At 64.5% G+C, this 18,387-nt stretch carries 20 protein-coding genes; 11 read left to right on the plus strand and 9 right to left on the minus strand.

What is annotated here, in order from left to right; all coding sequences use genetic code 11:
• Positions 1-7: 7 nt before the first annotated feature.
• The 6 genes from AC1DUN_RS05695 (at position 8) to ntrC (ending at position 6,846) form a co-directional block, all read left to right on the plus strand.
• Positions 8-937 (plus strand): EI24 domain-containing protein, encoded by a 930-nt coding sequence (locus tag AC1DUN_RS05695; RefSeq protein WP_477713085.1) that lies wholly within the window; start codon positions 8-10, stop codon positions 935-937.
• 12 nt (positions 938-949) lie between these two features.
• Complete coding sequence (locus AC1DUN_RS05700; protein ID WP_477713086.1) at positions 950-1,774, plus strand: competence/damage-inducible protein A; 825 nt, start codon at positions 950-952, stop codon at positions 1,772-1,774.
• A 227-nt stretch (positions 1,775-2,001) separates the two neighbouring features.
• Positions 2,002-3,417, plus strand: a complete 1,416-nt coding sequence (glnA, locus tag AC1DUN_RS05705) for a type I glutamate--ammonia ligase (protein ID WP_007869429.1) — start codon at positions 2,002-2,004, stop codon at positions 3,415-3,417.
• A gap of 169 nt (positions 3,418-3,586) precedes the next feature.
• Positions 3,587-4,105, plus strand: a complete 519-nt coding sequence (locus AC1DUN_RS05710; RefSeq protein ID WP_477713087.1) for a hypothetical protein — start codon at positions 3,587-3,589, stop codon at positions 4,103-4,105.
• 27 nt (positions 4,106-4,132) lie between these two features.
• Positions 4,133-5,239 carry a nitrogen regulation protein NR(II) gene (gene glnL / locus AC1DUN_RS05715; RefSeq protein ID WP_074575549.1) on the plus strand — a complete coding sequence of 369 codons (1,107 nt, stop codon included), beginning with the start codon at positions 4,133-4,135 and terminating at the stop codon, positions 5,237-5,239.
• Positions 5,240-5,334: 95 nt separating this feature from the next.
• Positions 5,335-6,846 (plus strand): nitrogen regulation protein NR(I), encoded by a 1,512-nt coding sequence (gene ntrC / locus AC1DUN_RS05720; RefSeq protein ID WP_477713088.1) that lies wholly within the window; start codon positions 5,335-5,337, stop codon positions 6,844-6,846.
• 245 nt (positions 6,847-7,091) lie between these two features.
• On the opposite strand, the gene xth is transcribed toward ntrC, so the two are convergent.
• From xth to AC1DUN_RS05750, 6 genes are all read right to left on the minus strand, one after another.
• Entirely contained in the window at positions 7,092-7,868 is a 777-nt protein-coding gene (gene xth, locus AC1DUN_RS05725) for an exodeoxyribonuclease III (RefSeq protein WP_477713089.1), read from the minus strand.
• Between the two features lie 40 nt (positions 7,869-7,908).
• On the minus strand, positions 7,909-8,502 hold the full coding sequence (locus AC1DUN_RS05730) for a DUF4337 domain-containing protein (protein WP_477713090.1): 594 nt from the start codon (positions 8,500-8,502) through the stop codon (positions 7,909-7,911).
• 38 nt (positions 8,503-8,540) lie between these two features.
• On the minus strand, positions 8,541-9,026 hold the full coding sequence (locus tag AC1DUN_RS05735) for a dihydrofolate reductase (RefSeq protein WP_477713091.1): 486 nt from the start codon (positions 9,024-9,026) through the stop codon (positions 8,541-8,543).
• Between the two features lie 14 nt (positions 9,027-9,040).
• Positions 9,041-9,871 (minus strand): thymidylate synthase, encoded by an 831-nt coding sequence (locus AC1DUN_RS05740; RefSeq protein WP_477713092.1) that lies wholly within the window; start codon positions 9,869-9,871, stop codon positions 9,041-9,043.
• Between the two features lie 70 nt (positions 9,872-9,941).
• On the minus strand, positions 9,942-11,363 hold the full coding sequence (locus tag AC1DUN_RS05745) for an FAD-binding oxidoreductase (protein WP_477713093.1): 1,422 nt from the start codon (positions 11,361-11,363) through the stop codon (positions 9,942-9,944).
• Positions 11,364-11,379: 16 nt separating this feature from the next.
• Positions 11,380-11,754, minus strand: coding sequence for a DUF2069 domain-containing protein (locus tag AC1DUN_RS05750; protein WP_477713094.1), 375 nt, complete (start codon positions 11,752-11,754; stop codon positions 11,380-11,382).
• A 33-nt stretch (positions 11,755-11,787) separates the two neighbouring features.
• Between AC1DUN_RS05750 and AC1DUN_RS05755 the strand changes: the two genes are divergently transcribed.
• The 4 genes from AC1DUN_RS05755 to AC1DUN_RS05770 all read left to right on the plus strand — a co-directional run bounded on the left by AC1DUN_RS05755 (position 11,788) and on the right by AC1DUN_RS05770 (position 14,010).
• Positions 11,788-13,002, plus strand: coding sequence for a YihY family inner membrane protein (locus AC1DUN_RS05755; protein ID WP_477660817.1), 1,215 nt, complete (start codon positions 11,788-11,790; stop codon positions 13,000-13,002).
• A gap of 106 nt (positions 13,003-13,108) precedes the next feature.
• Positions 13,109-13,345 carry a hypothetical protein gene (locus tag AC1DUN_RS05760; RefSeq protein WP_477713095.1) on the plus strand — a complete coding sequence of 79 codons (237 nt, stop codon included), beginning with the start codon at positions 13,109-13,111 and terminating at the stop codon, positions 13,343-13,345.
• A 246-nt stretch (positions 13,346-13,591) separates the two neighbouring features.
• On the plus strand, positions 13,592-13,780 hold the full coding sequence (locus AC1DUN_RS05765) for a DUF3606 domain-containing protein (RefSeq protein WP_074575539.1): 189 nt from the start codon (positions 13,592-13,594) through the stop codon (positions 13,778-13,780).
• A complete protein-coding gene (locus AC1DUN_RS05770) occupies positions 13,777-14,010 on the plus strand; it encodes a hypothetical protein (RefSeq protein ID WP_477713096.1) in 234 nt (77 codons plus the stop codon). Before AC1DUN_RS05765 ends, AC1DUN_RS05770 begins: the two co-directional genes overlap by 4 nt.
• Positions 14,011-14,034: 24 nt before the next feature.
• On the opposite strand, the gene AC1DUN_RS05775 is transcribed toward AC1DUN_RS05770, so the two are convergent.
• Positions 14,035-14,418, minus strand: coding sequence for an Mpo1-like protein (locus AC1DUN_RS05775; protein ID WP_477713097.1), 384 nt, complete (start codon positions 14,416-14,418; stop codon positions 14,035-14,037).
• A 101-nt stretch (positions 14,419-14,519) separates the two neighbouring features.
• On the opposite strand from AC1DUN_RS05775, the gene AC1DUN_RS05780 reads away from it, so the two are divergent.
• Positions 14,520-14,927, plus strand: a complete 408-nt coding sequence (locus AC1DUN_RS05780) for a thioredoxin family protein (RefSeq protein WP_477713098.1) — start codon at positions 14,520-14,522, stop codon at positions 14,925-14,927.
• A 1-nt stretch (position 14,928) separates the two neighbouring features.
• Here the strand turns inward: AC1DUN_RS05780 and AC1DUN_RS05785 are convergent, their stop codons facing one another.
• Together AC1DUN_RS05785 and AC1DUN_RS05790 are read right to left on the minus strand one after the other, a co-directional pair.
• Entirely contained in the window at positions 14,929-16,224 is a 1,296-nt protein-coding gene (locus AC1DUN_RS05785) for a cytochrome P450 (RefSeq protein ID WP_477713099.1), read from the minus strand.
• An 11-nt stretch (positions 16,225-16,235) separates the two neighbouring features.
• Positions 16,236-18,386, minus strand: a complete 2,151-nt coding sequence (locus AC1DUN_RS05790) for an acetyl-CoA hydrolase/transferase C-terminal domain-containing protein (RefSeq protein WP_477713100.1) — start codon at positions 18,384-18,386, stop codon at positions 16,236-16,238.
• Position 18,387 lies beyond the last annotated feature (1 nt).

The following is an 18,387-nucleotide window of genomic DNA, read 5'->3' on the forward strand; positions in this document are numbered from 1 at the left end:
TCGGTTTATGAGCAAACTTCTTGATGCTTTCTGGCGTGCCGCGATGTACTGCCTGCATCCGCGGGTCATTGCCCTGTCGGTGCTGCCCCTGGTCATCATGGTCGCGATCTCGCTCGGGCTGGGCTATTTTTTCTGGAACGACGCGGTCGAGGCGATACGCTCCCAGATCAGCAACTACGAACTCGTCAACAGCCTGGTGCGCTGGCTCGAAACGCTGGGGCTGAGCAGCCTGCGCATGGTGCTGGCGCCCGCGCTGCTGCTGTTCCTGGCCATTCCCGTGATCGTGATTGTCTCGCTGCTGTTTGTGGCCATGCTGATGACGCCGGCCATGGTGTCGCTGGTGGCCGAGCGGCGCTTTCCGCAGCTCGAGCGCAAGCTGGGCGGCTCCATGCTGGCCAGCCTGTTCTGGTCGCTGGGCTCGACACTGCTCGCGGTCCTGGCGCTGGTTGTGTCGATTCCCCTGTGGCTGATCCCGCCCCTGATCCTGGTGCTGCCGCCGCTGATCTGGGGCTGGCTGACCTACCGCGTGATGTCCTACGACGCCATGGTCGACCATGCGAGCAGTGAGGAGCGGCGGCAGATTTTCAAGGAACACCGCATGCCGCTGCTGGCCATAGGCGTGCTCAGCGGTTACCTGGGCGCCGCGCCCAGCCTGATCTGGGCCTCAGGCGCCATGTTCGTGGCCATGGCGCCGCTGCTGGTGCCGGTGGCCATCTGGATCTACACCCTGGTGTTCGCTTTTTCCTCGCTCTGGTTTGCCCACTACACCTTGGCCGCGCTGGAGCAGCTTCGCAAACGAAACAATGCGCTGGCTCCCGACCCGCTGGTCCAGGCCGAGGTTGCGACAACGGCGGCCGAGCTGGCGCCCGAAGCCCTGCCCGGGCCGGCACCCCGCTTCGGCTCGCTGGGCGGCAAGCCCGATTTACCCCTGCCTTGAACCCTTTACAACATGACCCCTCACTTCGGCCTGATCATCGTCGGCGATGAAATCCTTTCGGGCAAACGCGCCGACAAACACCTGCCCAAAACCATAGAGCTGCTGGGCGCGCGAGGCCTGCAACTGGCCTATGCCGACTATGTGGGCGACGACCCGGCGCGCATCACTGCCACGCTGGCGCGCGCTTTCGCGGCGGCCCGCGAAAGCGGCGACGTGGTGTTTTCCTGCGGCGGCATAGGCGCGACACCCGACGACCACACCCGGCAGTGCGCGGCGAAGGCGCTGGGGGCCGAGCTGGCCCTGCATCCCACCGCCAAAACCCTGATCCTCGAGCGCATGGCCGACGTGGCCAAAGAGCAGGGTACGCCCTATGAACCCGACCGCGACGACAACATCCATCGCCTGAACATGGGGGTGTTTCCGGTGGGCGCGGAGATCATTCCCAACCCCTACAACAAGATCCCCGGTTTTACCTGCCGCGCGGGGCAGGGCGCGGTCCACTTCGTGCCCGGATTTCCGGTCATGGCCTGGCCGATGATCGAATGGGTGCTCGACACGCTGTATGCCCACCTGCACCAAAAGTCGTCTTACACCGAAAAATCGGTGATCATTTTTGGGTCCATGGAGGCCATGCTCACGCCGCTGATGCTCGCCATTGAGGCGGCGCACGCCGGCGTCAAAGTCTTCAGCCTGCCCAGCGTGGACCACCCCGAATACGGCCGGCATATCGAGCTGGGCGTCAAAGGCGCGCCTGAAGCCGTCAACCTGGCCTACCCGGCCATGCTGGCGGGGCTGCACAAATTCGACCTCAAATTCGGCCCTGAATTGGTGCGCTGAGTTTTCGCACTAAATCAGTGCATTTATGGTGACGCACTCAAATGGTGCTAACGTTACCAAGCAGTGTTTTTTCTCTTTTCGGCTTCTCCGGGGCTGGAACCGAGGCCAGATGACGGCACAATCCGAGGCTTGGCAGGAAAGCGAACGGCCAATGGCTTTGGCACAAAAAGTGCATTCAATAGCCCGAAGACAATTTTTCAACCACCCATCCAGCACAGGAGATTTTGATGGCAAAGACCGTCGCAGACGTCATGAAAATGGTCAAGGAAAACGAAGTCAAGTTCGTTGACTTCCGTTTCACCGACACCCGGGGCAAAGAGCAGCACGTGACCGTGCCCGTGTCCCATTTTGACGAAGACAAATTCACGTCGGGCCACGCTTTCGACGGATCGTCCATCGCCGGTTGGAAGGGCATCGAAGCTTCGGACATGCAGCTCATGCCCGACCCGAACACCGCCAACATCGACCCCTTCTTCGAAGAAACCACGCTGTTCCTGCAGTGCGTCGTGGTCGAGCCCAGCGACGGCAAGGCCTATGACCGCGACCCGCGCTCCATCGCGCAGCGCGCCGAAGCCTACCTCAAGGCCTCCGGCCTGGGCGACACCGCCTACTTCGGCCCCGAACCCGAATTCTTCATCTTCGACGGCGTGCGCTGGAGCAACGAGCCCGGCAACGTCATGTTCGCCATCGACGAGTACGAAGCACCCTGGAACAGCGGCAAGCAGCTCGAAGGCGGCAACCGTGGCCACCGTCCCACCGTCAAGGGCGGCTACTTCCCCGTGCCCCCGGTCGACAGCACGCAGGACATGCGCGCCGAGATGGCCCTGATCCTCGAATCGCTGGGCATCCCGGTCGAAGTGTTCCACCACGAAGTGGCGGGCGCTGGCCAGAACGAAATCGGCACCAAGTTCAGCACGCTGGTCCAGCGCGCCGACTGGACGCAGGTCCTGAAGTACGTGGTCTGGAACGTGGCCAACGCCTACGGCAAGACCGCCACCTTCATGCCCAAGCCCTACGCCGGCGACAACGGCTCGGGCATGCACGTGCACCAGTCGATCTGGAAGGACGGCAAGAACCTGTTCGCCGGCGACGGCTACGCAGGCCTGTCCGACTTCGCGCTGCACTACATCGGCGGCATCATCAAGCACGCCCGCGCCCTGAACGCCATCACCAACCCCGGCACCAACAGCTACAAGCGCCTGGTGCCAGGCTTCGAAGCCCCGGTGAAGCTGGCCTACAGCTCGCGCAACCGCTCGGCCTCGATCCGCATTCCGTTCGTGGCGAACCCCAAGGGCCGCCGCATCGAGGCGCGCTTCCCCGATCCGTCGGCCAACCCTTACCTGGCCTTCTCGGCCCTGATGATGGCCGGCCTCGACGGCGTGGAAAACAAGATCCATCCGGGCGAAGCCGCCACCAAGGACCTGTACCACCTGCCACCGGAAGAGGACGCAAAGGTCCCGACCGTCTGCCACAGCCTGGACCAGGCGCTGGACTACCTGGACAAGGACCGCGGCTTCCTGACCAAGGGCGGTGTGTTCACCGACTCCATGCTCGACGCCTACATCGAGCTGAAGATGGGCGAAGTCACGCGTTTCCGCATGGCACCGCACCCGGTCGAGTACGACATGTACTACTCGCTGTAAGCAGCCAAGTCGCCTACTGTTTTTATTTACAGTTTGTGGCCAAAAAAGGACGGCATATGCCGTCCTTTTTTATTGCCCCCGGCACTTGTGGGTGTGCTGGCTTTGTATTTTCCCCCCTTTGCCGCATACTGATAGACCATCCTTGCCCTACCGGCATCGGGAGTTCTCCATGAAAAACACCTTTTTGCTTTCTGCCTTGTCCCTGCTGCTGGCCGGCGCGGGGAACCTCGCATGGGCGCAGCAGGTTTACCGCTGCGCCGGTGTCGGGGGCTCCACACCTGAATACATCAACAACGCCAAAGAAGCGCAGACGCGCAGCTGCAAGCTGGTCTCGGGCGGCAATGTCACGGTCGTGCAGAGCACGCCGGTGAGCACCACCCCCAAGCCCGCGGTCCGCGTGGCGGCTGCGACCAGTTCGGGCAGTCCCGAGCAGCGTGCCCGCGACAGCGATTCGCGCGCCATTCTGGAAGCCGAGCTGAAGAAAGCCGAAGCCAAACTGGCCGAGCAGCAAAAAGAGTACAACAACGGCGAGCCCGAGAAGCAGGGCATTGAGGGCCGCAACTACCAGCGCTACCTGGACCGCGTGGCCGAACTCAAGGACAGCATCGCCCGCAACCAGAGCGACATCGCCGGCCTCAAGCGCGAGATATCCCGGCTTCCTTCGGTTGCCGCTCCCGCCCTTAATTAAGCGCGCAAGGCCGGCTTCTGGGTGAAAATGGATGGCTTGAACAAGCCCTCCATCCGCACCCCATCCTCCTCGGCCCCGGTTTCGGGGCTGCCCCGTTTCCAGGCCTTCGACCTGCTGGCCACGCTGGTGGCCGTCGTACGCACCGACGGCACCGTGGTGTTCGCCAATGCCGCGCTCGAAGACGCGCTGGGCACCTCCCGGCGAACCATCGAAGGCTCGCAGCTCCCCGACTGTTTCACCGAGCCGCTGATCCTGCAAAACGCGCTCGAAGGCGCCGGCAGCAATGAATTCGCCGCCCTGCGCTACGACGCCTGGCTACGGCGCCTGAACCATGAGCCGCTGCCGGTCCACGTGGTGGTGGCACAGACCGACACCCCGGGCGAAGCCATCGTGGAGCTGCTGCCGCTGGAGCAGCAGGCCAAGCAGGAGCGGGAAGAGCGCCTGATCGACCAGGCGCAGGCCAACAAGGAGCTGATACGCAACCTGGCCCATGAAATCAAGAACCCGCTGGGCGGCATTCGCGGCGCGGCCCAGCTGCTGCAGATGGAGATCGGCAAGGATTTGACCGAATACACCCAGGTCATCATCCATGAGGCGGACCGGCTGCAGACGCTGGTCGACCGCCTGCTGGCGCCACACCGCCGCCCGCACCTGGTGGGTGACGTGAATATCCACGAGGTGTGTGAGCGCGTGCGCTCGCTGATCCTGGCGGAGTTTCCCAAAGGCCTGAAGGTCACACGGGATTACGACATCTCCATCCCCGACTTCCGCGGCGACCGCGAGCAGCTGATCCAGGCGGTGCTGAACATCGCCCACAACGCCGCGCAGGCGCTGGCCGAACTCATCGCGGCGGGCAAGGCGCAGATCACTTTCAGGACCAGAATCGCCAGGCAGGTAACTTTTGGCAAGCAGCGCTATCGCTTGGCACTGGAATTGCATGTTATCGACAATGGACCGGGCGTGCCGGACTCCATCAAAGACCGCATCTTCTATCCCCTGGTCTCGGGGCGCGAGGGCGGTTCGGGGCTGGGGCTGACATTGGCGCAAACCTTTGTGCAGCAACACCACGGTTTGATCGAGTGCGACAGTGTGCCGGGCCGTACGGATTTCAAGCTGCTCATACCGCTTCCTTGAAGTCCGTCCGCCGCATGATTGATACATAACGCGATCGGCGCGGAGGCTCCCCAGAAGGGCCACGCGCTGAAAGCACGACAAAAGGGACTGCATACATGAAACCGATCTGGATCGTTGATGATGACCAGTCCATCCGGTTTGTTCTGGAAAAGGCCCTGCTTCGCGAGGACCTTCCCACGCGCAGTTTCACCAGCCCCCGCGAAGTGCTTGCCGCGCTGGAAAACGCAACCGAAGAAGACGGCCCGCAAATCCTGGTGAGCGACATCCGCATGCCGGGCGGCTCGGGCCTGGATTTGCTGGAAAAGGTCAAGGAAAAGCTGCCCGGCCTGCCGGTCATCATCATGACGGCGTTTTCCGACCTGGACAGCGCGGTCTCCGCCTTCCAGGGCGGGGCCTTTGAATACCTGCCCAAGCCGTTTGACCTGCCCAAGGCGGTCGAGCTGATTCGCCGCGCGGTGGAGGAAAGCCAGCGCGAGGAGGTGGCCGAGGAGCGCATGGCCTCCGCGCCCGAAATGCTGGGCCAGGCGCCGGCCATGCAGGACGTGTTCCGCGCCATTGGGCGCCTGAGCCAAAGCATGGTGACGGTGATGATCACCGGCGAGTCGGGCTCGGGCAAGGAACTGGTGGCGCGCGCGCTGCACAAACATTCGCCGCGCGCCAGCGGGCCTTTTGTCGCGATCAACACCGCGGCGATCCCCAAGGATCTGCTCGAGAGCGAACTTTTCGGCCATGAACGCGGCGCCTTCACCGGCGCGCAGACCATGCGGCGCGGCCGTTTCGAGCAGGCCGAGGGCGGCACGCTGTTCCTCGACGAAATCGGCGACATGCCTTTTGACCTGCAGACGCGCCTGCTGCGTGTGCTCAGCGACGGCCATTTTTACCGCGTCGGCGGGCACAACGCCGTCAAGGCCAATGTGCGCGTGATCGCCGCCACGCACCAGGACCTGGAGCAGCGCGTCAAGGAAGGCGGTTTCCGCGAGGACCTGTTCCACCGCCTCAACGTGATCCGTTTGCGCCTGCCCGCGTTGCGCGAGCGGCGCGAAGACGTCTTCATGCTGACGCGCCACTTCCTGCAGCAAAGCGCCAAGCAGCTCGGCGTCGAGCCCAAGCGGATTTCCGACACCGCCCTGCAGCTGCTGAGCAATTTCGGTTTTCCCGGTAACGTGCGCCAGCTCGAGAACATCTGCCACTGGCTGACCGTCATGGCGCCGGCCCAGGTGATAGAGCCCAAGGACCTGCCGCCCGAAGTGCTGGGCATGATTCCCGAGCCGGGAAAATCCCCCGCCCCGGCTGAAAAATTGGATCCTGTCCGCACCGAATGGGCGGCAAGCAGCGACAAGGCCCCGCCAGGGCCCGTACCCGAAGCGGCCTTGCCGGCCCTGGCCGGCGTGGGGCAGAACTGGGAAAGCGGCCTTGAAGCCGAGGCCCTGGCCCTGCTGGCCACCGGGCGCAGCGACGTCTGGGACGTGCTCACGCGCCGCTTTGAATCCAAGCTGATCCAGACCGCGCTGGCCAATACGCGCGGGCGCCGTATCGAGGCCGCCCAGAAACTGGGCATAGGCCGAAACACCATCACGCGGAAGATTCAGGAACTCCACCTGGAGTGAGTGAGCCCCCACGGTCGTTCACTTCGTGTGGCCTGCGGCTTTTCCCTGCCCCTTTCATCACGAAAGGGGCCGCTGCGCCTGCGGCCCGGCAAAGCCGGTTCCGCGGCCCCGACTGGGTTTAAGAGTTCATTGGCGTAACCAGTGCTGGGGTCTTCACCAGTGGGGGCCGCGGGTCCGGCTTTGCCGGCCCCAGGCGCCGCCCCCTGGGGGGGAGCAGGCTACACGAAGTGAGCCTGAAAGGGGGGTTACTTCAGCTCCACGGTCACCGGCGCATGGTCGCTCGGTTTTTCCCATTTGCGCGGCACGCGGTCTATGCTGCAGCCTTTCACTTGAGGCTTGAGCGCTTCGCTGACCAGGATGTGGTCTATGCGCAGGCCCCGGTTCTTCTGGTAGCCCAGCATGCGGTAGTCCCACCATGAATAGCTTTTGGGCGCCTGCTCGAACATGCGAAAACTGTCGGTCAGGCCCAGTGCCAGCAACTGGCGGAAGTGCTCGCGCTCTTCCTTGGTGTGGTGGATGGTGTCCCTGAGTCCTTCCGGGTCGTAGGAGTCCTGGTCTTGCGGCGCGATGTTGAAGTCGCCCAGCAGCACCAATTGCGGGTGGGCCGCCATCTCGGCGCGCACATAGGCTTGCAGGCCATCCAGCCAGCGCATCTTGTAGGCGAACTTTTCGCTGCCGGGCTCCTGGCCGTTGACGAAGTAGCCGTTCAGCACGCGGATGGGCCCCGCGGGGCCGTCCACCGTGGCGGCGATGACACGCGAATGTTCGTCTTCAAAACCGACGATGTTTTTCACCACCTCGCGCACCGGCGTGCGCGACAGGATGGCCACGCCGTTATAGGTCTTCTGGCCGAAGGCGGCGGCTTCATAGCCCGCGGCCTTGAGCGCCTCCAGCGGGAACTTGTCGTCCGTCATCTTGAGTTCCTGCAGGCACAGCACGTCGACGGGATTGGCGGCCAGCCAGTCCAGCACGTGCTGCAGGCGAGCGGTGAGTGAGTTGACGTTCCAGGTTGAGATCTTCATGGTTTCATGCTCCAGCCCCGGAAAAGGGTGTTAGCGGTGATCAGATGTGCAGCACGGCCAGCGCACCCACCACCAGGCCCACGCCGGCCACGGCGAACATGCCGTATTCCAGCCATTTCTTGCGCGTCAGCAGCGCGATGGCCGCCAGGGCAATCGCCACCTGCAGCACCGTGGTGGCCTGGGCCCAGCGGTGGTGCTGGTGAATCTGCTCGTCCGAGGATTTGTCCCAGACGGCGGATTCGGCTTCGAGCTTCTCGGCGATCACCTTGATCTCGTTCTTTTCCTTTTCGTAGCGGTCCACCTTGCCCTGGTAGCCGGCTTTTTTGTCTTCGGGCGCCAGGTCGCGGGCCAGCTCGGCCAGCGACTGCTTGGTGCTCTTGGCCTGGAAGTAATTCCACTGGTTGGAGGCCTCGGTCTTCTTGATGGCCGCGTTGTTTTTGTAGAGGCCCGCATTGGCCTGCGTGGCGCCGCCCATATAGGCAAAGATGGCGCCTATGGTCGCGATGATGGCGGTAATCACCGCGATCTGCGCGATCATGCCGCCGCCGCTTTCATGGCCGCCGTGGCCGCCCTGGGCCGCGTGCTCGAGCTCATGGTCGTGGGGCCCGTGTACGTGAAATCCGCCTCCTGACATATCAATTCCCTCTCGTGTTGTTGTGGGTTGTGGATGGTTTATTTTTCGTAGGTGATGAAGCTGAACTTCATCCCCGTGGCCGACACATGGTCTTCGCGCGCCGTCTGCCGCCATTCGGGGCCCAGCGTCGGCGCGAAGGCGTCGCCCTCGATATTGTCCGCAATCTCCGTGACTTCGATGCGGTGTGCCAGCGGCATCGCCTGCGCGTAAATTTGCGCGCCGCCCAGGATCCACACCTCTTCGGAAGCCGCGCACAGCGCCAGCGCATCGGGCAGGCTTGCCGCGGTCTCGGCGCCGGCGTCCTTCCAGCCGGCCTGGCGCGTGATGACGATGTTGGCCCGGCCCGGCAGGGGGCGGAATTTGGGCGGCAGCGAATCCCAGGTCTTGCGGCCCATGATGACCGGCCAGCCGGTGGTCAGGCGCTTAAGGCGCGCCATGTCTTCCGGCAGGCGCCAGGGGATGGTGTTGTCGCGGCCTATCACGCCGTTGGCGGCGCGGGCGAAGATCATGTGGATGCGTGTCATGTCTGGATCCCGAGCTAAACAGCCACCGGCGCTTTGATCGCCTCGTGGTGCTGATAGTCCAGGAACTCGAAGTCTTCAAACTGGTAGTCGAAGATCGATTCGGGCTTGCGCTTGATCTGCAGCGTCGGGTAGGGGAAGGGCTGGCGGCTCAGTTGCAGCGCGACCTGCTCGTGGTGGTTGCTGTAGATGTGGCAGTCGCCGCCGGTCCAGATGAAGTCGCCCACGCCCAGGCCGCACTGCTGCGCCACCATGTGGGTCAGCAGGGCGTAGCTGGCGATGTTGAAGGGCACGCCCAGGAAGATGTCGGCGCTGCGCTGGTAGAGCTGGCAGCTCAGCTTGCCGGGCTGGCCCTGCACCTCGGAGGGCGCCACGTAAAACTGAAAAAACGCGTGGCAGGGCATCAGCGCCATCTTGGACAGGTCGGCCACGTTCCAGGCGCTCACGATGATGCGGCGCGAATCGGGGTTGGTCTTGAGCGTCTTGATGACGTCGCTGATCTGGTCGATGTGGCCGCCGTCGGGTGTGGGCCAGCTGCGCCACTGCACGCCGTAGACCGGGCCCAGGTCGCCGTCAGGCCGCGCCCATTCGTCCCAGATGGTGACGCCGCGTTCCTTGAGCCAGTTGTTGTCGCTGGAGCCCTGCAAAAACCACAGCAGCTCATGGACGATGGATTTGAGGTGCACCTTCTTGGTGGTCACCAGCGGAAAGCCCTCGTTCAGGTCAAAGCGCATCTGGTGGCCGAACACGCTTTTGGTGCCGGTGCCGGTGCGGTCGGCCTTGAAGACGCCGTGCGTGTCCACATGGCGCATGAAATCTTCATATTGGGAGCGGATAGGGCGGGTCATTGGAAACCAGTGGGCTTGAGTCGGGGGATATGCCGCGGCCGGCGGGAAGGCCGCCGGGCAAGGCCTTTAATTATGCCTTTAGCACCCGGCCCGGGTTCATCAGGTTCAGCGGATCCAGGCCCTGTTTGATGGCGCGCATCATGTCCAGCGCCACGGCTGATTTGTGCTTGGGCAGGGTGTCCACCTTGAGGCTGCCGACACCGTGTTCGGCCGAGATCGAGCCCCGGTAGCGGTCCACGGCTTCGTAGACCAGGGCATTCATGGGGATCTCTTTTTCGTTGAGGAAGCGCGCCTGGTCTTCATTCTCCGGCGCCTGCACGTTGTAGTGCAGGTTGCCGTCGCCCAGGTGGCCGTAGACGACCATGCGCGCACCCGGAAAACGCTCCAGCAGCAGCGCATTGGTTTCGCCCACAAACTCCGGGATGCGCGACACGTTGATGGAGATGTCGTGCTTGATGTTCAGGCCCTCTTCGGCTTGCGCCATCGGGATGCTTTCACGGATGTGCCACAGCGCATGGGCCTGCGCCATGCTTTCGGCGACCACGGCGTCGGCGACGCAGCCGGCCTCCATGGCGGCCTCGAGCAGGCGTTCGAAGCATTCGCGCGCATGGGCTTCCGATTCGTTGTCCGAGTTCTCCAGCACCACGCACCAGGCATGCTCCTGCCAGAAGGGCACGCGCTGCTGCGGGAAATGTTTGGCCACCAGGCTCAGCGCGAACTGGCCCATGACCTCAAAACCGGTCAGGCCCGAGCCCAGGTGTTCGTGTGCCAGGCCCAGCAACTGCACGGCGGCCTCCAGCGAAGGCACGGCGGCAAAGGCGGTGAGCTGCGACTTGGGCATGGGGTACAGCTTCATGGTCGCGCCGGTGATCACGCCCAGCGTGCCTTCGCTGCCTATGAACAGGTGACGCAGGTCGTAGCCGGTGTTGTCCTTGCGCAGGCCCGTGAGGCCGTCCCAGACCTCACCCTGGGCATTCACGACTTCCAGCCCCAGGCAGAGGTCACGCGTGTTGCCGTAGCGCACGACCTGGGTGCCGCCGGCGTTGGTTCCGAGGTTGCCGCCTATGGTGCAGCTGCCCTCCGAGGCCAGGCTCAGGGGAAACAGGAAGCCGGCTTTTTCGCAGGTTTCCTGCAGGTTTTGCAGCACGCAGCCGGCATCGACCGTGATGGTCAGGTTGCCGGCGTCCAGCGTGCGCACCTTGTTCATGCGCGTGAGGCTCAGCACGACCTGTGTGCCGCTGGCGTCCGGTGTCGATCCCACCACCATGCCGGTATTGCCGCCTTGCGGCACCATGCTCACGCGTGCCGCGACGCAGGCTTTCACCACGGCCGCGACTTCCTGGGTGGAGCCGGGACGCACCACGGCCAGCGCTTTGCCGGTTTCGCGTTTGCGCCAGTCCTGCACCCAGGGCGTCAGGTCGCCGTCGGTCAGGACGTTGGTGGCGCCTACGATCTGGCGCAGGGATTCAATCAGGGGGGTGTGCGTGCTCACGGTGTTCGGTTTCAGGTTAGGGGGTTGAGGGGACCGGGGTATTTTTCAGGCGCACGCGCACATGCAGCGCGCAGGCGGCAAACAGCGTCAGGCACAGCAGGACTTCAATGAGGCCCAGGTAGTTGCCCGGCGTGCGGTCGCTCCAGGCCCGCACCACGCCCTCGGTGAAATACAGCCACACCAGCAGGCTGAGCCAGCGGTAGGTGTACATGCGGTTTTTCAGGATGCCGGCCAGCGGTATGCACAGTGGCAGCACCTTGAGCGCCAGCAGCGAGCCGCCCGGCCGCAGGGGCGCCAGCCACATCTCCCAGGCCAGGCCCAGCACAATGAGGCCCAGCAGGCTGGCCAGCGCCAGGCGGCGGGTAAGGTCTATTTGCTCTGTTTTGTTCATCTTCGTCCAAATCTCAATGGCATGATACCGGGGATGAAATTCCAGCAATACCTGCAGGACCTCCTGGCGGACCTGTCGCACTTCCCGTGGCGCGGCACGGCACTGACCCTGCGCGACCGTTTCCGCGAAGACCACATGGGCCTGACGGCCAGCAGCCTGACCTTTACCACCTCGATCGCGCTCGTGCCTTTTTTCACCGTGGCGCTGGCGATTTTCACGGCCTTCCCGATGTTTTCGAAGCTGCAGGGCGCGCTGCAGGCCTGGCTGGTGCAGAGCCTGATCCCCGACAACATCGCGCGCCAGGTGCTGGGCTACCTCACGCAGTTCAGCCGCCAGGCCAACAAGCTGGGCATTGCCGGCCTGGCCGTGCTGCTGGTCACGGCCATCGCGCTCATCCTCACCATTGACCGCACCCTGAACGGCATCTGGCGCGTCAAGAAGGCGCGCTCGCTGGCCCAGCGCGTGCTGATCTATTGGGCCGCCATCACCTTGGGGCCGCTCTTGCTGGCGGCCAGCCTGGCGGTTACCTCCTATGTGCTGTCGGCCTCGGGCGGCCTGGTGGGCGCCTTGCCGGTCAGCCTGCGTTTCCTGCTCAGCGTGCTGCAGTTTTTCCTGGTGGCAGGCGGCATGGCGGCGATGTACCGCTATGTGCCCAACACCTTTGTGAAATGGTCGCACGCCTGGGCGGGGGGGCTGTTCGTCGCCGCCGGCATCGAGGTGGCCAAGCGCGCGCTCAGCCTTTACCTGGGCGCGGTGCCCACCTATTCGCTGGTCTATGGCGCCTTCGCGACCCTGCCTATCCTGCTGGTGTGGATTTATGTCTCCTGGGTCATCGTGCTGATGGGCGCGGTGATCGCCGCCTACCTGCCCAGCCTGCTGGCCGGCGTGGCGCGCCGCGGCAGCGCGCACGGCTGGTACTTCCAGCTCGCCATCGAAGTGCTGCAGCAACTGCACCAGGCGCTGTCGACGCCGCGAAAAGGCCTGAGCGCCTCGCAGCTGGCCGAGCGGCTCCAGGTGGATGGGCTGCAACTCGAGCCGGTGCTGGAAACCCTGGTGGCGCTGGACTGGGTGGGCCAGCTCAACGAATCGGAAGGCGAGGACGAGGCCCGCTTCCTGCTGCTGGCCGACGCCGATGCCACGCCCCTGGAGCCGCTGATGCAGGAGCTGCTGCTCGACAAGGCCGAGGCGGTGCAGGGCCTGTGGCGAAAAGCCCGCTGGCCCGAGTTGCGGCTGCGCGACGCGCTGTAAAGCGCCGCTTCACCCCGAAAAAACCGATAAACCACCAGGGGAATTCTTGTTCGCGACAAGGCGCCGTAACAAAATCAAAACCCCCTGTTTTTCAATGCACAGAAAGATGCCAGAAAAAACCAATGCCCGGGAAAAGCTTGACGGCGCCATTGCCCAGGAAAGGCAGGCGCAGCGCGATGCCAAGCAGATTTATGAAGAGCTGACCGCCAAGATGTGGGCCTACCAGACCGGCAGCGGCCCCGCGCCCACCAACGAAGACTTCGAGCAGTGGAGCCACGCCGTGGAGCAGCGCGTCAAGATCAAGCAACTCGGCATACGCGTGGAAGGCGAGCCTGGGGCCTGAGCCTTGCACGCAGGCCGCCGCAGAAACAGGCTCGGGCCTGCGCGCCCTGGTTCGGGTAGAAGCTCATAAGCTCAGGTTTTAAAGGCGTCAAGCTTTTGTCAAGGTTGTTAAGCCTTGGTCACCTCCGCCACGTTTCGTTGCTTTTGTTCGGCCGTGACTTCAAGCGGGCGGGTCGGATTCTTACAAGGCGCATGCGTGGCACGGGCCAAGATTCTCCGCATCCCTCAACCCCAGCCGGAGAAAACCGTGACACCACCTGCTTATCCGATCGCCGATGCGTCCCTGAAAAACGAGCCTATCGACATCAACCAGGAAGCCTCTTTGAACTACTGGGTCGCCGCGCTGGCCTGCAGTGAACTGGAATTGCGCGTGGCCGTGGCCGAAGTCGGCCCTGCCGCCAAGGACGTGAGCAATGAGCTGGGGAGGACTTTATGAGCGCCATGCTTCCCCTGCAGCCCGGGCCGCTCGCGGTCCGTGTCAAGGAACCCTCGGCCGGCCTGTTTTACTGGGTGGTCACCCAGCTGTCCACCGACGAGCGCGGCGCCGATGTCCGTATCGAAGGCTCGGACCATCCCTATCCCACCCATGAAGCCGCGCTGCACGCCGGCGCGGCCTGCCTGAAGGCGCTCAAGGCCAGCATCTTCCAGCCCCAGGGCCCGCATTAGCCGCCGCCTTCGCCCGGTTTGCCTTCAAGTGCCCTTGAGGCGCTTGAAGGCTTGCACCCACATATCGCGGTACATCACCCAGTCGCCCATAAAACTGTAAAGCGGCCGCTTGAAGGATGCGGGTTTGTTCTTTTCAAAGCCGAAGTGGCCTATCCAAGCGAAGCCGTACCCGCACAACAGCCCGGCCAATAGCCACCACGGGTTGCGCGTGGCGACCAGGGCCGCCAGGCATAGCAGCGTGAGGCTGGAGCCCGCAAAATGCAGGCGCCGGCAAATCGGGTTGCGGTGCTCGCCCAGGTAGAACGGGTAAAAGCTCGCGAAGGAGTCGAAGCTGCGCGGGTCGACGGGCGGGCTGAGGGATGTCGTGGACTGACCGCCTTGCACGGCGTCGCTGGGCGTGGCATTCATGGTGGTGTGTCTCCTGCACTGGGCCACCGTCGTGATAGCCCCGTGCCGCTCACCATTTTGCGGGCCTGGCCATAATAGTCAATCCTTGCTTTCTCCCCCGCATGACCCTCCCTACAACGCCGCCAGCGGCACCCTCCAGCTCGCCGGAGCTTCCCGTGAACTGGGTGGTTTGCCTGTGCGCCGACTGGTGCGGCTTGTGCCGCGACTACGCTGAAGTTTTTGCGCAGATGGCGGCGCGTTATCCGGGCAGCCGCTTTGCCTGGCTGGACATCGAGGACGAGGCCGAACTGGTCGGCGACATCGACGTGGAAACCTTTCCCACGCTGCTGGTCGCCGATGCGGGCGGCACGCGTTTTCTGGGTCCGCTGATGCCGCAGGCGCAAACCCTCGCGCGCCTGCTCGATTCGCTCGCGCAGCCGGGCCAGCCCGCCACGCCCCATTCGCCCTCCACCCAGGCCTTGCTGCGGGGCCTGGCGGCGGCGCCCCGGCACTGGATCAAGGCCTGTTGAGTTAGGCGATAGAAAACGGCGCCTTGAGGAAGCCCCTGAAGCGCGCACGGCCGCCGCGCGTGGGGCTGGCGCTTAACCGGTAATCCGGAAAACGCTGGAGAAAACGGCCAATCGCGATGCGGCCCTCGAGCCGCGCCAGGCTGAGCCCGGCGCACTGGTGAATGCCGAAGCCGAAGGCCAGGTGGCGGTTGTCCCGGCGCGCCAGGTCCAGCTCATCGGGCCGTTCAAACTGCGCCGGGTCGCGGTTCGCCGCGCCTATGCACAGCGTCAGCAGGCTGCCGGCAGGTAGCTCAACGCCGCCAATGGTCGCATCGGCCAGCGCGCGCCGGTTGCTGAACTGGTTGGACGACTCAAAACGCAGGAACTCATCGACAGCCGGCGCCAGCAGCGCCTCAAGCCCCTGCGCGTCATGCGCCAGTGCTTGCATGCGGGGCCGCAGGCCGGCCAGCGCCGCCGGCCGCTCCTGCAGCGCCACCAGCGCATTGCCTATCAGGTTGGTGGTGGTTTCATGGCCGGCGTTGAGGATGAACACGCAGTTCTGCAGCAGCTCGGTTTCGCTGAGCTTGTCCATGGCTGTCTCGCCGCCTATCAGCCGCGTCAGCACGTCGTGCTCGGGGTCGCCCGGGCGGCGGCGCCTGTCGGCCACCAGGTCCCGCAGGTAGGCCGTGAACTCGCGCACGCTGCGGTTGCCCAGGGCCTCCTGCTCCGGTGTGAGCCTGGGCTCCAGCGCGCCCAGTATCGCGAGCGACCAGCCGCGCAGCGGCGCGCGGTCGGCATGCGGCACGCCCAGCAGGTTGCCGATGATCTCGACCGGAATGGCTGAGGCGAAGTCTTCCACCAGGTCGCCGCCGCCCTTGGCCGCGATGCCGTCGAGCAGGCCATCGACCAGCGTCACCAGGCCGGGTTCCATGTCGGCAATCGCGCGCCGCGTCAGCGCGCCCATGATGAGCTTGCGCACGCGGGTGTGCAACGGCGGGTCGTTGAACACCAGGCTGGTGGTGTGGTGCTCAAACAGCGCCGAGGCTGCGCCGTACTTGGGCTCGAACTCTACTTTTTTGTCGGAGCTGAAAATCTGCGCATCGCGGTAGACGGCCACCAGGTCGGCGTGGCGGGTCAGGAAGAAGGAGCCGTCGGGCATGCGGCGTATCGGCTCGTGTTCTCTCAGCGCTGCGTACACCGGATAAGGGTTGGCGTAAAAGTCCGCGGGCAGGGCGCGCAGGTCCAAGCCGGCCGCGATCTCCATCGCGCGGGCGGCTGGCATGGCCGGGGTGATGGCAAAGGGCGATGCGTCAGTCATGGTGAAACCCGTTAAAGGTTCCCGGCAAACAGTTTGCGCATCAGCATCTTGCGCAGGCTAGTGGCCTCGTCCAGGCCCAGCCGCTGCAGGTAGGCGGGCGGCGCTTCGCGGTCCGCCCACAGGCTTTTGGCCAGCATGGCCAGCAGCTCGGCCGGGTGCTGGCTGGCGTGCTGCATTTGCCTGAGCGCGCCGATGATGCGCAACTCGTCGGCCGTCAGGTCAGTGCCGAAGGGGAAGTCGGGCAACAGCGCCGAACCGCTCCAGGGCTGCAGCCGCTCGCGCAGCACCTCGGGCAGGTTCTGGCGATGCTGCGCTGGCACTTCGTAATCGGCGTCCAGCTTGCCGGCGGCCTTGGCCTGCGCGACAAGATCCTCCTGAAAGCGCGAGTCGGCAATCGCGATCAGCCGTTTGACGACTTCGCCGTCGGGCTGGGCGCGCAGGTCGGCCACGCCGTATTCGGTGATGACCACATCGCGCAGGTGGCGCGGAATGGTCTCATACGCATAGTTCCACACCAGGGTGCTGCGCACGCCGTCCTTGTGCTCGTAGCTGGCGCGCAGCATCAGGATGGAGCGCGCGTCGGGCAGCGCGTGCGCCATGGCCACAAAGTTGTATTGCCCGCCCACGCCCGAGACGACCTGGCCCGACTCCAGCCCATCGGACACCGCCGCGCCCAGCAGCGTGACCATCATGGTGGTGTTCATGAAGCGGCCCTGTGTACGCTGTGCCTGTTTGAGGCGGCTTTGGCCCTGGAGCTGATTGATGAAAGCGATGCGCGTCATGTCGATTTTGGCCAGCGCCTCGGGCGGCATGGCGCGCAAGTGCTCGTAAAAATCGGTGGGGCCGAGGAAGAAGCCGCCATGCAGGACCACGCCGCCCGCCAGGCGCGTACCCAGCCCGCCGGCGTTTTGCAAGGCCATGCGCGCGGCGGGGTCGCCGATCCGGTTGGGTATGCGCGTGCCGGCCACGTCTAGCGCGCCGTCTGGCGCAAGGCGGACCTGGCCGTTGAGCACGCCAAAGCGCTGCAGGAATGCCAGGTCGCCGGCGCTCAGCGCAGAGCCGATTCGCCCGGCATCGACCAAGGCGATGAGCAGGTCGGTGCTGACCGCCAGGCCCGGCGCCCGGCCTTGGTTGACCAGGTTCTGCAAGGCCACATCGTCAAACACCTCGCGCCGCACAATGCCCGCTTCAATCAGCTTGAGCAGCCCGTTGACGAACATCTCCGAGCAGGCATACAGGCCTTGCTCAAAACCGCCCAGCTCGCGGCCCTGCAGGCCGTCCGGGCACAGGGCCGCCATGATGCGGCGGTAGCCGTCGTTGTCGCTGTCCCGCACGATCAGCGCCTGGGCGATGGCGTCGCCCAGCGCGCCTATGCCGATCTGCAGCGTGCCGCCGTCGGCCACCAGGCTGGCGGCATGCAGGCCGATGGCGTAGTCGGCCGTGCCAACCTTGTTGTTGGGTGGCGCAAACAGGGTGTGCGTGGCCTCAGCGTCCGTCACCAGCACGTCAAAAAAACCGGGCGGCACCACCGCATGATTGGGCATAAAAGGCATCTGGCGATTGACCACACCCACCTTGAGCAGCGGCTTGCCCTGCGCGGCCTGGCGCTCGGCGAGCTCAAAAGTCACGTCGGGGTTGCTGCCCAGGGACAGCGCGGGTTCACCGTTGCTTTCGCCGTTGTTTTCATGTGCGGCGACAGCCTGCGCGATCACGTTCACGCCCAGCACCCCCATGTCGCGGGCGACAAAGGTGTAGTTGGTGGCGATATAGGCCTGCTGCGCGCGGCCGTTGCCAAGGTAGTCGCCGGTCTTGAAGAAGAACTCGCAGACTTCGATGTGCGGCGGCAGCGTGCCCGCGCGCAGGTCTTTCACATAGTCGAGATCGGGATAGTCCCTGAACACGCGCTCGACCAGCGGCGCGAGAAAGTTCTGCTCCAGCTCGCTTTTGCCTTCGGGTTTTTCCAGCGACAGCGCGGTGATGATCTTCAGGCGCCGGGGATTCGGCTCGCCGCCCATGGCCTTGATGCGGCGGTAGAGCAGGTTCACAAAGGGGTTGGGCTTGCCTATGCCCAGCGGCAGCCCGAGCACGATGTCGCCTTCCACCGCGGCGAGCACATGCTCCACCGCCTGCGCGAGTGTGGGGACGAGGAGAGAGCTTGCCATC

The sequence above is a fragment of the Polaromonas sp. P4_F6 genome (genome assembly GCF_056401275.1).